Below are 15,155 nucleotides of genomic sequence, written 5' to 3'. Positions count from 1 at the left end.
GCATAATGGGGGTTATGATGTGAAAGGTTTCAATCAGTATTTACAAGCAAAGGAAGATATACATTCGATAATTAGTGGAGTTAATAGTGGACTCAAGGAGCAACTAGTTGCGGGATTATCCGGATCAGCCAGAAGTATGCTGGTATCTGCGGTAGAGGCATCTACGAGTCAACCAATTCTCCTCATCACCTATCAATTAGTACAGGCACAGCAATTATACGATGATCTAACCGTATTATTGGATGAAGATCATGTGCATTTATATCCAGTAAATGAGTTAATTGCTTCAGAAGTCGCGATTTCTAGTCCAGAACTAAGAAGTCAGCGAATTGAAGCATTAACGAAATGGTCAACGATGAATTCCGGGATATTAATAGCACCTGTAGCAGCATTAAAGCGGATTTTACCCCCTAAAGGCTATTGGAGTAAGTATCAGCTTATTTTCGCTGAAGGAGAAGAAATAACAATCGATACCTACTTAAAATCTTTAGTAGATATGGGTTATGAGCATGCTTCCATGGTTACATCTCCAGGTGAATTTAGTCGCCGAGGTGGAATCATTGATATCTATCCAGTCACTGAAGCACACCCGGTACGTATTGAGCTATTTGATGATGAGGTGGACTCGATCCGTTATTTTGACGCGGATACACAGCGTTCATTAGATAGACTGGAGCATATCAGTGTTGGTCCTGCTACCGAGTTACTATTATCAGATGAAGATATTTTAACTGGAGCAGAGAGATTAGAAGAGGCTTTTGCAACTACATTAGGTAAGCTAAAATCTGACTCCGCAAAAGAGACGCTTATGGAAACGATTGAGCCAGAAATATCTCGATTGAAAAATTTAGAGCGTTATCAAGAGATGCAGAAATATATCGGATTTTTCTATAATGATCCTGCTAGTTTATTAGATTATTTGCCTTCTAACGGGATTATCATACTGGATGAGATGAGTAGAATACAGGAGACCGCAACGAATTTAGATCATGAAGAAGCAGAGTGGTACAGTAGCCTATTAGAAGCAAGTAAAATGGTAGCAAATAGTAGTTTCTCATTTGATTGGCATACCATTTGGGGAAATATGCACGCTCGTCGTATCTATATGTCTGTATTTTTACGTCATATTCCAAATACGAATCCGCAGAATATTATCAATCTCTCCTCGAGGGCAATGCAGGAGTTTCATGGGCAAATGCATTTATTCAAGAATGAATTGCAACGATGGAAAAAAGGTGATTTCTCCGTTGTAATCATGGCACCAAGTGAGGATAGAGCGGAAAAAGTACATGCTATTTTATCGGATTATGATATTGAAGCAACCGTGACCAATAATTTAAAACTACCAGTTGACATTCCAACCATTGTGGTTGGAAATTTAAGTGCTGGAATAGAATTACCGATGCATAAGCTTGCTCTGATTACAGAGAATGAGCTGTTTAAAAAACGCTCGAAGCGCACAAGGAAGAAACAGAACATCTCCAATGCAGAGCGTATTCAAAACTATCAGGAATTAAAGGTAGGAGACTATGTGGTCCATGCCAATCATGGTATTGGTCGTTACTTAGGAATTGAAACATTAGAAGTAAGTGACAAGCACAAGGACTACATGCTCATTAAGTATTCAGGTGATGACAAATTATTTGTACCAATTGATCAAATTGATTTGGTACAAAAATATGTAGGTTCTGAAGGCAAGGAACCAAAGCTATATAAATTAGGTGGTAGTGAATGGACGAAGGTTAAGCGAAAGGTCCAATCCTCTGTTGAAGATATAGCCGATGATCTTATTAAGCTGTATGCAGAAAGAGAATCTAGAAAAGGCTTTGCCTTCTCAACAGATGGAGAGCTACAAAGAGAATTTGATGCATCTTTTCCGTACCAAGAGACAGAGGATCAATTGCGTTGTATTGAGGAAATTAAACAGGATATGGAAAAAGAAAGACCAATGGATCGCTTATTATGTGGTGATGTTGGATATGGAAAAACAGAGGTTGCCATTCGTGCAGCATTTAAAGCGGTAGCGGACGGAAAGCAGGTTGCTATCTTAGTTCCGACAACGATTTTAGCCCAGCAGCATTATGAAACAATTCGAGAACGGTTTCAGGATTATCCGATTAATATCGGTCTATTAAGTAGATTTCGAACACCAAAGCAACAGAAGGAAACGACCGATGGCTTAAAACGTGGATTAGTAGATGTGGTAATCGGCACACATCGTTTGCTTTCAAAAGACATTCACTATCATGATCTTGGACTACTCATTGTAGATGAAGAACAACGCTTTGGAGTGAAGCATAAAGAGAAAATTAAACAGATGAAATCCAATATCGATGTATTAACCTTAACAGCAACACCAATCCCTCGTACATTGCATATGTCAATGCTTGGGGTTCGTGATCTATCCGTTATTGAGACACCACCGGAGAACCGTTTTCCTATCCAAACCTATGTTTTGGAATACAATCCGGTTTTAATACGGGAAGCAATTGAAAGAGAGATGGCACGTGGTGGCCAAGTGTTTTTCTTATACAACCGAGTAGAGAACATTGATAAAATGGCTCGGGATATTGGTATGCTTGTTCCAGATGCAAGAGTTGCTATTGCGCATGGTCAAATGAATGAAACGGAATTAGAAAATGTCATGTTTGGATTTTTAGAGGGTGAATTTGATGTCCTAGTTAGCACAACCATTATTGAGACAGGAGTAGACATCCCGAATGTGAATACGTTGATTGTATATGATGCAGACCGCATGGGATTGAGCCAGCTTTATCAGTTGCGAGGACGTGTAGGGCGTTCGAATCGGGTTGCCTATGCATATTTCACCTACAAAAAGGATAAGGTGCTCACAGAGGTTGCGGAGAAAAGACTTCAGGCAATTAAGGAATTTACTGAATTAGGTTCTGGGTTTAAGATTGCAATGCGGGATTTATCGATTCGGGGTGCCGGTAATTTACTTGGTGCACAACAGCATGGATTCATTGATTCTGTAGGTTTTGACATGTACAACCAAATGCTAAAAGATGCAATAGAGGCGAAGAAGCAAGGCAAGGATATTGAGGAAGTAAAGCCATTTGATCCAGAGCTTATTCTGTCAATTGATGCTTATATTCCAGAAACGTATATAGCAGATGAAAAGCAAAAAATTGATATGTACAAACAATTTCAAACTATCACATCCTCCTCAGATGTGATGGAGTTGAAGGATGAATTGCTTGATCGATTTGGTGATTTCCCAACTGAAGTAGAGAACTTATTCATTGTTTCGGAGCTTAGATGGTTATCCAAACGTGAACGAGTAGAGTCCATTTCAGAAAAAAATAATAAAATTGAATGGTTGCTCTCAGAAGATAGAAGTCAGCTTGTTGACGGAGCAAAAATATTTGAGCTAGCAAATGAATTTGGCAGAGAAATAATGCTAGGTACAGAACAGAATAAACTCAAGGTAATTTACCGATTTAATCGAGAAACAAGCTATAAGCGCTATGAAGTGGTAAAAGAATTCATTAGTAAATTGGAAAATGTTAATCGTTAACGCGGTAAAGTCAATCAAACAGTGGGTAATTACCCACTGTTTTTTTTATGTAAAACGTCGATTTTATAGTCGACTTATACAGGTTTTTTTCATAAAGATTGAAGGTTATTCTGTGAGAATATGGTATTTCATGTATAGTTCTTCCAAGATGATTAATACTATAAAACACAACTGGCGTTTTAGGGACATCAAAAAACATAGCAAGAAAACAAAGGTTGTAGAACTTGTACTTAGGTTATGGATTCTACTTAGATGAACCTAACCAGAAACTCTATCACCATTATTGCGACACATATCAGGCTAAGCTTCTAAAACAAATTGCACTAGAAATCATCATAAGAAAGCGAGGCTTCATTCAATGAAGGCAACAGGAATTGTAAGACGGATTGATGATTTAGGTAGAGTAGTCATCCCGAAAGAAATTAGAAGAACTTTACGAATTCGAGAAGGAGATCCACTGGAAATTTTTATTGACCGTGAAGGCGAAGTTATTTTAAAAAAATACTCTCCAATTAATGAGTTAGGTAACTTTGCAACGGAGTATGCACAAGCATTGTTTGATTCCTTACATTTTCCGGTACTTATATGTGACCGGGATGAAATCATTGCAGTAGCAGGCGAATCAAAAAAAGATTACTTAAATAAAAACATTGGTTCAAAAATTGAAAAAGCAATCGAAAACAGATCACAAACCATCGAGACAGAGGCAACCACAATAGAATTATTACCTGGTAAAGAAGAGGAGGTAAATTCGTATTGTGCAAGCCCAATTATTGCTAATGGAGATCCGATAGGGTGTGTGGTGATGTTTTCAAGAGATGGAGAGAAGCTTAGTGAAGTAGAGCAGAAGGCTTTAGAAACAGCAGCAAGCTTTTTAGCAAAACAGATGGAATAACGGTACACATATGGAATGGGCAAAAATTAGTATGCGATACTGATTTTTGCCCTTTTTAAAATTCATTACCTCTTCATGGTTACAGTGACAACTATGCTATAATAAAGTGGAATTTTATGGGGAATCCCCTTCAGGTTAAAGGACGTCATTTATGGAATCGAATACATATGTTAAAGGGGCATTATTACTTACATTAGCTGGTATTGTGAGTAAGATTTTGAGTGCTGGATACCGAATACCGTTACAAAATCTTACTGGTGATGTAGGGTTTTATATTTATCAGCAAGTTTATCCAATCGTTGGTATAGCATTAGTATTAGCTTTGTACGGATTTCCGACAGCTGTCTCGAAGCTATCTGCAGAATCAGAAGAACTATCATATAAGCATTTTGCACTTCCCATTTTCATCATTTTAATGGGAATTTGCGGAATAGCGTCAGTATTGTTGTACGTTAATGCAACAACATTAGCGTCATGGGTTGGTGATGAAAATTTAGTTACTCCCTATAAAATAACGAGTATCGTATTTTTGTTCGTCCCTTTTTCTGCTTTATTAAGAGGGATTTTTCAAGGGAAATCAGATATGAAGCCCACAGCCTACTCGCAGGTTGGCGAACAGCTTATTCGTGTTGCCATTATTATTACAGGAGCATTCATGGTTGCTATCTATGGATGGGATATTTATGTAGTTGGATCTTTAGCAGGTATTGCTGCAATTGCTGGCGCATTCGTGGCAATAATAATCCTGCTAGTTTTTATCAAACAATATAGACATGTACCAAAGCTAGACAAAGCTATACCGTGGAGATATTATGTGAAAACTATCCTTACATTTGGCTTGATTGCATCTATTAATCATATGATTCTCTTGATTATTCAATTTGCAGATGCGACAACAATTGTTTCTGGTTTAGTGGCGCATGGCTATTCCTCACAAGAGGCAATGGAGGCAAAGGGAGTTTTTGATCGTGGACAGCCATTAATTCAAATCGGTGCGGTATTTGGATCCGCATTTGGATTAGCATTAATTCCCCAGGTATCCCGGAATGTAACTACAAAACAATTCCATGAACAGATTAACCGAGGAGTTAGCTTAAGCTTTTACCTTGCTGTAGGTGCAACCGTTGGGATTATATTCCTATTTCCAGAAGTAAATAAACTTTTGTATCAAGATAATCAAGGAGATACCAGCTTAATGGTTCTTATGATTGCAATCCTATTAAGTGCTATGGCTATTACTTCCTGTTCTATCTTACAAGGGATGGGCTTTTTAAAGCGGACTGCACTAATTATTGTTGGTTCTTTTATGATAAAATGGGCTGCTAATTATATATTAGTCCCTCTGCTAGGGATTACTGGTAGTGCAATCGGTACGATCGTGAGCTTATTAGGTTTAGTTATCGTTTCATTCCTAGAATTGAAACGAAATGTAGTCGGTATTCGTTTACGAAAGCACGTCAATTGGAAGGCTTTGTTGATTGCTTGTTTGAGTATGATTGTTTTTCTAATAGCAGTTGACCTTATCGCTAGCACAGAAACATTTTCGCGATTTGAATTGCTTTTATATGTCCTCTTTGTATCATTTACTGGAGGTATTATTTATTTTCTATTACTAGTGCGTTATCAAGCATTTTCGGATAAGGAGTTATCCATGCTACCATTTGGTTCAAGATTGTTACGAAATAAGTAGGAGGAGTAATACATGGAACAACATATTGAAGTCATCGGCTTAGGAGCAGGTGATATGGAACAACTACCATTAGGAATATATCGCAAATTGAAGGATACTTCTCGTACTGTTTTTGTGCGAACCATCGATCATCCTGTCATCCAGACACTGGAGCAGGAGGGTGTTTCATTCTTTGCTTTTGATTATTTGTATGAACAGGAAACGGAATTTGAATCTGTTTATCATGAAATCGTAAAGGTTCTTATGGAAAAATCGAAGTCAGAATCAATTATTTATGCGGTGCCTGGTCATCCAATGCTCGCAGAGAAGACCGTACAGCTCTTGTTGGAGCAAGGGGAAGTTCAGGTGGACTTGGTTGGTGGACAAAGCTACCTAGATGCCTTATTTACTTCACTTCGGATTGACCCGATTGAAGGGTTTCAATTTGTAGATGGGACAGGCTTTAGTCGAAGCCAGCTTGATTATCGGCATCATATCATCTTTTGCCAGGTGTATGATCGATTTATTGCTTCTGAGGTTAAGATAGCGTTACTAGAGGATTTACCTGCTGAATATCCCGTTACCATTATTGATGCCGCAGGAAGTAAGGATGAAAAAATAACGACAATTCCATTAGAAGAATTGGACCATTCCATGGAGATTAGTAATTTAACGAGTGTTTACATACCACCAATAGCAGCAGAACGATTAAATCACACCTTTGCAAGGCTTAGAGAAGTAATTGCAACACTAAGAGGTCCAGAAGGCTGTCCGTGGGACAAAGAACAAACACATGAATCACTAAGAGAATACGCAATTGAAGAGGTTTATGAGTTAATTGATGCAATCGATGAGCAAGATGACCATGGAATTATTGAAGAGCTTGGAGATGTCTTATTACAAATAATGCTCCATAGTCAAATTGGTGAAGATGATGGCTATTTCACAATTGATGATGTGATACAATCTATTACCGATAAGATGATATATCGACATCCACATGTATTTTCTACTGTGCAAGTAGAATCGGTAAATGACGTAACAACAAATTGGGAAGATCTAAAAAGAAAAGAAAAGGGAGAAGCTAGGAAATCAATTCTTGACGGGATACCGAGAAATCTACCATCTCTAGCAAAGGCTTATAAATTACAAAAGAAGGCTGCAAAGGTAGGGTTTGACTGGAGTGATGTCGGTGATATTTGGAAGAAGCTGAATGAAGAAATAGAGGAAGTGAAAGAGGCAATTGATACAAACAATGCAGTAGAGCTAGAAAAGGAATTTGGAGATGTATTATTTGTACTTGCTAATTTAGCAAGATATTATAAAATCAATCCAGAGAATGCACTAAATCAAACAAATCAAAAGTTCATCAGTCGATTTTCCTTTATTGAGGAGCAATTAGAGGCTAACGGAAAAGACATCATGCAAACGGAAATAGAAGAGATGGACTATTACTGGGAAAAAGCAAAGGAAAGAGAGTGAAGAAAATTGCGTTTAGATAAATTTTTAAAAGTGTCACGCTTAATTAAAAGACGTACTTTAGCAAAAGAGGTAGCGGATCAAGGGAGAATCTCCATTAATGGAAATCAAGCGAAAGCATCTTCAATCGTAGCCATTGGAGATACGCTAGAAATTAAATTTGGGCAGAAGCTTGTAACGGTTGAAGTAACCTCCCTAAAAGAAACCGTTCGAAAAGAAGAAGCAGACTTGTTATATAGAATTATTAAAGAAGAAAAAATTGAGGTGCAATAGTTCTATACTTGTCCCTCCTTTCATAAATTATTACTGATAAGGAGGAAGCGGATATGAACTATTATGAAAAAGAAAATACGACAAGGGTCCAACAGCAGGATCATCAGTTAAAAATTAACAATCGCAGACTAATAGAGATTACAGGTGTGAAAGAAGTCGATAGCTTTGATAATGAAGAATTTTTATTAGAAACGGTAATGGGCTATTTAATCATTCGTGGTCAAAACCTACAATTAAAGAATTTAGATGTTGGCGAAGGTGTTGTCTCTATTAAAGGAAAGGTTTACGAGATGTCCTATGTAGATGAACACCAGCAGGAGAAGGCTAAAGGATTCTTTAGCAAGCTATTTCGATGACACTTAGTGTCCAGTTTTATACGATGGTTTCCATGGTAGCTGGAGGCTTTTACTTAGGGACTGCTTTAGATACCTTTCGTCGATTCCACAGGCATTGGAAGCACCATATATTTTTAGTATATCTTATGGAAATTAGCTTTTGGCTCACTCAGGTATTCATTTTATATTATGTATTATTTCTTGTGAATTCTGGGGAGCTAAGGCTATATGTCTTTGCCGCTTGCTTGTTAGGCTTTGCAATCTATCAAGTACTAGCTGCCAATCTATATAAACGCCTATTAGAACGAATTATTAGCATTTTATTACGAATCCTACAGTTTGTGAATAAGCTAGTGAAGACAATTATTATTGCACCAATTCAATATATTATAGCGTTACTCGTTGCTTGTATAATCTTCCTTGTGAACACATGTATTGTCGTATTGCGGTTTGTATTAAAAACGATATTTCTTCCAGTAAAATGGATTTTACAGTGGTTATACAGCCTGCTACCAAAAAAATTCAAATTATTTTTACACAATTTAGCAGGAATTTATAGTAAAATACAGAATATATGTAGAAAGTGTTTACAGTATATATCATCTAAGAGGAGGTGACGCTATGCAAACGAAAAAAACCGTAACAAGGTTAAATTCTAATTATATGGATCAATATGATGCTCATGTCGAAAGGCAAAAAAGAAAAAAGCAGCGCTTATTTCGCCGTTTAATACTTTTCGCAACACTTGTAACACTTGTTATTGGTTGCATGGCGGCATATCATTTTAAGCAACGAGCACTGCAAGCAGAAAAAGTTGAAGAATATAAACTCCTTCAGGAAGAACTAGCAAGTTTAAAGAAAGACGAGAAAGATTATAAAGAAGAGATAGAGTTATTAAACGACGAGGAGTATATTTTGGATATTGCTCGTACAAAATATTTTCTATCAAAAGAAGGCGAGTTAATTTTTAAAACACCTGATGATGACACGTCTTATTGACACACTTTTAACAGCTTCGCTATAATATATAAGTAAAGTATATTTAAATCTTAAGGAGGAGCATTTTTTTTATGTCAATTGAAGTAGGCAGCAAGCTGCAAGGAAAGGTAACCGGCATCACTAATTTTGGTGCTTTTGTTGAACTTGGAGAAGGAACAACGGGGCTTGTTCACATTAGTGAGGTTGCCGACAACTATGTCAAAGACATTAATGAACACCTATCAGTAGGAGATCAAGTTGAGGTTAAAGTAATTAATGTCGAAAAGGATGGCAAGATTGGTTTATCTATTAAGAAAGCAAAAGAAAAAAAACCAGTTCGTCAGAATCCAAGAGAACGAACTGAAACGTTCGAATCGAAAATGAATCGTTTTCTTAAGGATTCTGAAGATCGTTTAGCCTCTTTGAAGAAGCACACAGAATCTAGACGTGGGGGTCGAGGTGCTAAAAGAGGATAGAATTTGCTGTCTACCCGATAATGCTCTAAAATTTTCAACATAAAATCCTAATAAAAACAGCTATCTATTGCAATAGATAGCTGTTTTTATATGTTTATGATTTCTAAATCAGTCGGTCTAACAAAAAAACCTGTTATGCAGTAGGCTTGCTACTAGATAACAGGTTTTTAAATGATAGCGGCGGAGGGGATCGAACCCACGACCTCACGGGTATGAACCGTACGCTCTCGCCAGCTGAGCTACGCCGCCATAATGTGCAACAAAAATCATATTACAGTATGGAACGAATTGTGTCAATATCTTTCTCCAAAAAGGATATTTTCCAATAATCTAGAATTAATTAAATTATGAAAATAAAAAACAAAAGAGGTGGGTTATGAAAAAACGCCATGATGTATTATTTACCAGCTGAAAACATATCGTAAGGAAACATTAGGCTTGGTAGAAGGTGTTACGGATGAAGAAGCGGATGTAATCCCAGAGGGATTTCATAATAACATTAGGTGGAATCTTGGTCATATCTATTTAGACCAGTTTCTTTGGATTCAAGCTATTACGAAAGAAACAACAGCTATAGCGTCATTAAACAAATGGTTTGGGTTTGGAACGAGTCCAAAAGATTTTACAAAGGATACGCCAACCCTACAAGCGCTAAAAGAAATGCTGTATGATCAACCAGACGAAATACGTGAGAAATATGGAGAAAGACTGGAAGAAGAATTCGAACCAACAGAAATGGGGATGTACACGATTGAGCAAGTATTAGCTCGTACCATCTATCACGAGGGTTTACATGCTGCAGCAATCCAATTTATAAAACGGAATATCTAGACTAAATTGTCATCCACATGGTGGGTGGCTTTTTTATTTCTTAGTACGATGAATTGATAATAGTGAAGGAAAATGTAGAAATGAGCTTGACCCACTAGATTTCAGTCGAACGATTTTTGGAAACTGCTCTCTTGTTTTGACAAAAAAAAATGACATTCTATGGTTTACTGATAGGAAATGTATTGTCCATTTAAATGAAGAATGGTTATTAGAGAAAAGAATGAGTGGCCAATATACAATACCATATCAAGCTTTATCTGAATATAACAATTCCAGCCAGTATTGCTTCCGACTTTCAGGAGTTACCCGCAAGCAATGTCCGACATGTTCATGCTACATACAAATGGGAAACACCCCCTGCACGATGTTTCAGTATACTATCCGTCAAAGAGGAGTGGTTTTTATGGAATCAGTTACAAGAGCTCAGACGAAAGCAATCGCTGTCGAAAGTTCAATTTTCGAAAATATGCGGATGAAGATCTATACACAAGGAAAAAAGATTCTGCTTGATAAAGGGTTACTGTACGTATTTGTTGGCTTCTTACTAGGAAGAGCGATTATCTTATCAGTTGTTTCTCCATTTGCAGTAGCGTTTCTAGCAACCCTATGGTTTATGCAAAGAGAGAATACAGCAAAAACATTGCTGGCAACAATGATAGGTGCCTTTACCGTATCGCTATCACATGGACTATTTGTTGGTATTGCAATGTTTTTCTTTGTCATTGTTGCATCTATATTTAAAAACACGAAAAGCCAACAAAGCAAAATACCGATCTATGTGTTTTTATCAACAGTTGGACCAAGGGTTTTCCTTTATTCCATTTATGGACAACTTACGTCATATGAGTGGATGCTGTTATTTGTAGAAGGCGTTTTGGGTGCAGTTCTAGTATTAATCTTTATGCAGAGTGTCCCGCTTTTATCACAAAAAAAGTATCGTCCAACATTAAAAAACGAAGAAATTGTTTGTATGATTATTCTCATTTCATCTATATTAACCGGTACGGTTGGCTGGGAGATTTATGAAGCATCGATTGAACAAGTATTCTCTCGGTATTTTGTTTTACTTTTTGCATTTGTAGGAGGGGCGGCAATTGGTTCAACGGTAGGAGTTGTTGCGGGGTTAATTCTATCACTAGCAAATGTAGCGAACCTCTATCAAATGAGTTTATTAGCTTTTTCAGGATTACTCGGTGGTTTATTAAAAGATGGGAAAAAAATTGGTGTTGGTGCTGGCCTTCTGGTCGGAACCTTTCTCGTTGGAATCTACGGTGATTCCAGTACGTTAATACCATCATTAGTCGAATCATTCCTAGCAATACTGTTATTTTTACTGACCCCTGCAAGTTGGTTTAAGAAGCTTTCTCGATACATTCCTGGCACAGAAGAACACAATCATGAACAGGAGCAATATTTACAAAAGGTTCGGAATGTAACTGCCAAAAGGGTCGAGCAGTTTTCCGAGGTATTTGAAGCATTATCGAAAAGCTTTATTACTGCAGAAAACTATTCTTATGAGGATGAGGAGTCTCAGCGTGATACCGATATGTTTTTAAGTAATGTAACGGAACGAACATGTCAAAATTGTTTTATGAAAGAGCGGTGCTGGCAACAGCAGTTTGATACAACCTATTCCTTAATGGGCATGTTAAAGAATGATGTTGAAACAGGGAAAGAACCAGGCAGGAAGTTAGTCCGTGAGTTTGAAAATCATTGTATCAAATCTCGCAAGGTAATCGATACGATGAAAGAAGAAATCTCCTATTTTGAAGCGAATAGAAAGCTACGGAAACAAGTGATAGAAAGTAAAAAACTAGTTGCTGAACAGCTTCAAGGAGTCTCCGATGTAATGGAAGACTTTGCGAAGGAAATCTTAAAAGAGAGAGAACATCATGATAAGCAAGAAATACAGATTATTGACGCTTTGAAATCAATTGGTATCGATTTAGAAAAACTAGATATATACCAATTAGATAAAGGAAATGTAGATATTGAAATGACAGTTTCATTCTATGATTACCACGGGGAAGGGGAGAAATTAATTGCGCCTATATTATCTGATATATTAAATGAAACAATTGTTGTAAAACAGGAGGATATATCACCATTTCCAAATGGATACTCCTTCATAGCGTTTGGTTCTGCAAAGGAATTTATGGTTGAAACCGGGGTTGCTAATGCTGCGATGGGAGGTGGCGTCATCTCCGGTGATAGCTATACCATGATTGAACTAGGAGCAGGAAAATATGCAATGGCAATTAGTGATGGCATGGGGAATGGTGTCCGTGCAAATGAAGAAAGCAAGGAAACCTTAAGGCTACTGCAGCAAATTTTGCAAACAGGCATACCAGAGAAAGTAGCCATTAAATCAATCAATTCGATTTTGGCACTCCGAACGACGGATGAGATGTTTGCCACCTTAGATTTGGCTGTTATCAATTTGCATAATGCATTTGTTCGCTTTCTCAAAATTGGGTCCACGCCAAGCTTTGTGAAGCGTGGCGATCAATTATTAAAAATTGAAGCAAGTAACCTGCCAATGGGAATTATTCGGGAGTTTGATGTCGATATCGTAAATGAACAGTTGCAGTCTGAAGATATATTAATTATGATGAGTGACGGCATTTTTGATGGACCAAAGCATGTTGAAAATACAGATATTTGGTTAAAACGCAAGATTCGGGAAATGGAGACGGATGATCCACAAGAAATAGCTGACCTGCTGCTTGAAGAGGTTATCCGTACACGTTCTGGAATGATAGAAGATGATATGACCGTATTGGTTGCGAAAATTAAAAAGAATATCCCAGAATGGGCTACTTTTCCAATCTATCAAAACAAAGCACAATAAATTTCGTTATTTTAATAGATTCCTTCTTCTAGATGTATACGCGCCAACTTTTTTGTCAATGATGGTAGTGGAATAAGTTGGAGGTGTTGAGATATGAAGAAGGGGACTTTAAAACAAATTCTATTAATTACGGATGGGTGTTCCAATAAAGGAGAAGACCCTGCTGCAACTGCCGCTTTGGCATATCAACAAGGAATAACAGTAAATGTAATTGGTATTTTAGAAGATGATCAAACAGAAGATCCAGATGGTTTACAAGAAGTAGAAGAAATTGCGTTAGCTGGTGGAGGTGTCAGTCAGCTTGTTTACAAGCAAGCGCTGTCTCAAACTGTTCAGATGGTAACCAAACAAGCGATGACACAGACTTTACAAGGATTTGTTAATATGGAGCTTAAACAAATTCTTGGTAATGAGCAAACAATGGAAGACCTTGATCCAGAAAAGCGCGGAGAAATTATGGAAGTAGTTGAAGATATGGGAGAAACATGTGACTTAGAGGTGCTAGTCTTAATTGATACGAGTGCAAGTATGCATGATAAACTCCCAACGGTAAAAGAAGCATTAATTGATTTGTCGATTAGTTTAAACGCAAGGGTTGGAAGAAACCGTTTTTCCATTTATAGCTTCCCTGGTAAACGGAAGGATATTGATAAAGTACTAGACTGGTCTCCGAAGTTAGATTCCATTTCTTCTGTATTCCCAAAACTTACAAGTGGAGGGATTACACCTACTGGACCAGCAATTCGAGAGGCAATGTATCAGTTTGGCAAAAAAAGCTTGTTAAGGAGCTTTAGAAAAGACCATGAACAAGACATCGAAAACGCATGATTCATTTCTAACACCGGGGATGACCATTACCGGTAAATGGCATCAAAAAAGTTACTTTATAAAAAGAAAGCTAGGAAATGGTGCAATTGGATCCGTTTATTTATGTGATGCAAATGGTAAGAAAGCCGCTTTAAAGATTAGTGATAAAAGCTCTTCCATGACAATGGAGGTCAATGTTCTAAAGTCACTAGCAAAGGTCCAAGGTAAACGACTTGGACCTTATTTGTTGGATGTGGATGATTGGGTAACACCCCAAGGAACGAAATTTTCCTTCTATGTAATGGAATATATTCAAGGTAGATCGTTAGCCGAGTATATCAAACAGCATGGAAATGAGTGGATTGGCGTTTTCATGCTGCAGCTTTTAGATGATTTAGAACAGCTGCATCAATCTGGCTGGGTGTTTGGTGATTTAAAAGAAGAGAATTTATTAGTATCGACAACACCGATCCGTTTGCGTTGGATTGATGTAGGTGGAACGACACAGATTGGCAGGGCAATTAAAGAATACACAGAGTTTTATGACCGAGGATATTGGGGATTAGGCTCTAGAAAAGCGGAGCCGAGCTATGATTTATTTGCTCTAGCTATGGTATTCTTGAGTATCTATTATCCGAAAAGATTTTTAAAAGGAACCAACTCAAAGGCAACATTATATAAGCGAATACAGGATGTAAAAGCATTAAAACCTTATAGTACTTGTCTGTATAAAGCAATTTTAGGAAAATATCAAACCAGTACTGAAATGAAAACTGAAATTGCAAATGTAATATACCACGTTCAAAACCAAACTCGTGTAGGACATAATAGAAACTCGGATAATGTACCATTTGCTATGGAGTCAATAGGATTTCTTTTCATTGCCCTCGGTTATTATCTTTCTTCACTATTAATCCCTTAAGGTAGATCGTTAACTTATATGAAATTACGCTAAATTAGGGAATGTAGACTTCAAACTGAATGAAGTTTCAATTTATGTTAAAATGAAGTAATACGTAATGG

Annotated in this window: 13 protein-coding genes and 1 tRNA gene; 13 read left to right on the top strand and 1 reads right to left on the bottom strand. The window is 37.3% G+C overall.

Features of this window, described 5'->3' with window-relative positions; translation table 11 throughout:
- Positions 1 to 19: 19 nt before the first annotated feature.
- The 9 genes from mfd (at position 20) to ABC228_RS05885 (ending at position 9,643) form a co-directional block, all read left to right on the top strand.
- A complete protein-coding gene (mfd, locus tag ABC228_RS05925) occupies positions 20 to 3,538 on the top strand; it encodes a transcription-repair coupling factor (RefSeq protein WP_345824193.1) in 3,519 nt (1,172 codons plus the stop codon).
- A gap of 358 nt (positions 3,539 to 3,896) precedes the next feature.
- Positions 3,897 to 4,433 (top strand): stage V sporulation protein T, encoded by a 537-nt coding sequence (gene spoVT / locus ABC228_RS05920; protein WP_345824192.1) that lies wholly within the window; start codon positions 3,897 to 3,899, stop codon positions 4,431 to 4,433.
- 151 nt (positions 4,434 to 4,584) lie between these two features.
- Entirely contained in the window at positions 4,585 to 6,123 is a 1,539-nt protein-coding gene (locus tag ABC228_RS05915) for a putative polysaccharide biosynthesis protein (RefSeq protein ID WP_345824191.1), read from the top strand.
- A 12-nt stretch (positions 6,124 to 6,135) separates the two neighbouring features.
- Positions 6,136 to 7,584, top strand: coding sequence for a bifunctional methyltransferase/pyrophosphohydrolase YabN (yabN, locus tag ABC228_RS05910; protein WP_345824190.1), 1,449 nt, complete (start codon positions 6,136 to 6,138; stop codon positions 7,582 to 7,584).
- A 6-nt stretch (positions 7,585 to 7,590) separates the two neighbouring features.
- Positions 7,591 to 7,854, top strand: coding sequence for an RNA-binding S4 domain-containing protein (locus ABC228_RS05905; RefSeq protein ID WP_345824189.1), 264 nt, complete (start codon positions 7,591 to 7,593; stop codon positions 7,852 to 7,854).
- A gap of 53 nt (positions 7,855 to 7,907) precedes the next feature.
- On the top strand, positions 7,908 to 8,210 hold the full coding sequence (gene yabP / locus ABC228_RS05900; protein ID WP_345824188.1) for a sporulation protein YabP: 303 nt from the start codon (positions 7,908 to 7,910) through the stop codon (positions 8,208 to 8,210).
- Positions 8,207 to 8,806 carry a spore cortex biosynthesis protein YabQ gene (gene yabQ / locus ABC228_RS05895; protein WP_345824187.1) on the top strand — a complete coding sequence of 200 codons (600 nt, stop codon included), beginning with the start codon at positions 8,207 to 8,209 and terminating at the stop codon, positions 8,804 to 8,806. The genes yabP and yabQ overlap by 4 nt, the downstream gene beginning before the upstream one ends.
- 4 nt (positions 8,807 to 8,810) lie before the next feature.
- Entirely contained in the window at positions 8,811 to 9,188 is a 378-nt protein-coding gene (locus ABC228_RS05890; RefSeq protein WP_345824186.1) for an FtsB family cell division protein, read from the top strand.
- Positions 9,189 to 9,259: 71 nt separating this feature from the next.
- A complete protein-coding gene (locus ABC228_RS05885) occupies positions 9,260 to 9,643 on the top strand; it encodes a S1 domain-containing RNA-binding protein (RefSeq protein ID WP_345824185.1) in 384 nt (127 codons plus the stop codon).
- A 175-nt stretch (positions 9,644 to 9,818) separates the two neighbouring features.
- On the opposite strand, the gene ABC228_RS05880 is transcribed toward ABC228_RS05885, so the two are convergent.
- Positions 9,819 to 9,892: transfer RNA gene (locus ABC228_RS05880), tRNA-Met, on the bottom strand.
- Between the two features lie 189 nt (positions 9,893 to 10,081).
- Between ABC228_RS05880 and ABC228_RS05875 the strand changes: the two genes are divergently transcribed.
- The 4 genes from ABC228_RS05875 to ABC228_RS05860 all read left to right on the top strand — a co-directional run bounded on the left by ABC228_RS05875 (position 10,082) and on the right by ABC228_RS05860 (position 15,054).
- On the top strand, positions 10,082 to 10,474 hold the full coding sequence (locus tag ABC228_RS05875) for a DinB family protein (RefSeq protein ID WP_345824184.1): 393 nt from the start codon (positions 10,082 to 10,084) through the stop codon (positions 10,472 to 10,474).
- 403 nt (positions 10,475 to 10,877) lie between these two features.
- Positions 10,878 to 13,325, top strand: coding sequence for a stage II sporulation protein E (spoIIE, locus tag ABC228_RS05870; RefSeq protein ID WP_345824183.1), 2,448 nt, complete (start codon positions 10,878 to 10,880; stop codon positions 13,323 to 13,325).
- Between the two features lie 93 nt (positions 13,326 to 13,418).
- Positions 13,419 to 14,153 (top strand): hypothetical protein, encoded by a 735-nt coding sequence (locus ABC228_RS05865; RefSeq protein ID WP_345824182.1) that lies wholly within the window; start codon positions 13,419 to 13,421, stop codon positions 14,151 to 14,153.
- Positions 14,128 to 15,054, top strand: coding sequence for a protein kinase domain-containing protein (locus ABC228_RS05860; RefSeq protein ID WP_345824181.1), 927 nt, complete (start codon positions 14,128 to 14,130; stop codon positions 15,052 to 15,054). The genes ABC228_RS05865 and ABC228_RS05860 overlap by 26 nt, the downstream gene beginning before the upstream one ends.
- Positions 15,055 to 15,155: the final 101 nt, after the last annotated feature.

The sequence above is a fragment of the Ornithinibacillus xuwenensis genome (assembly GCF_039614845.1).
GTDB classification, from domain to species: Bacteria; Bacillota; Bacilli; order Bacillales; family Amphibacillaceae; genus Ornithinibacillus; species Ornithinibacillus xuwenensis.
Note: the sequence above shows the minus strand (reverse complement) of the source record. Positions and strands in the feature narration are given on the sequence as shown.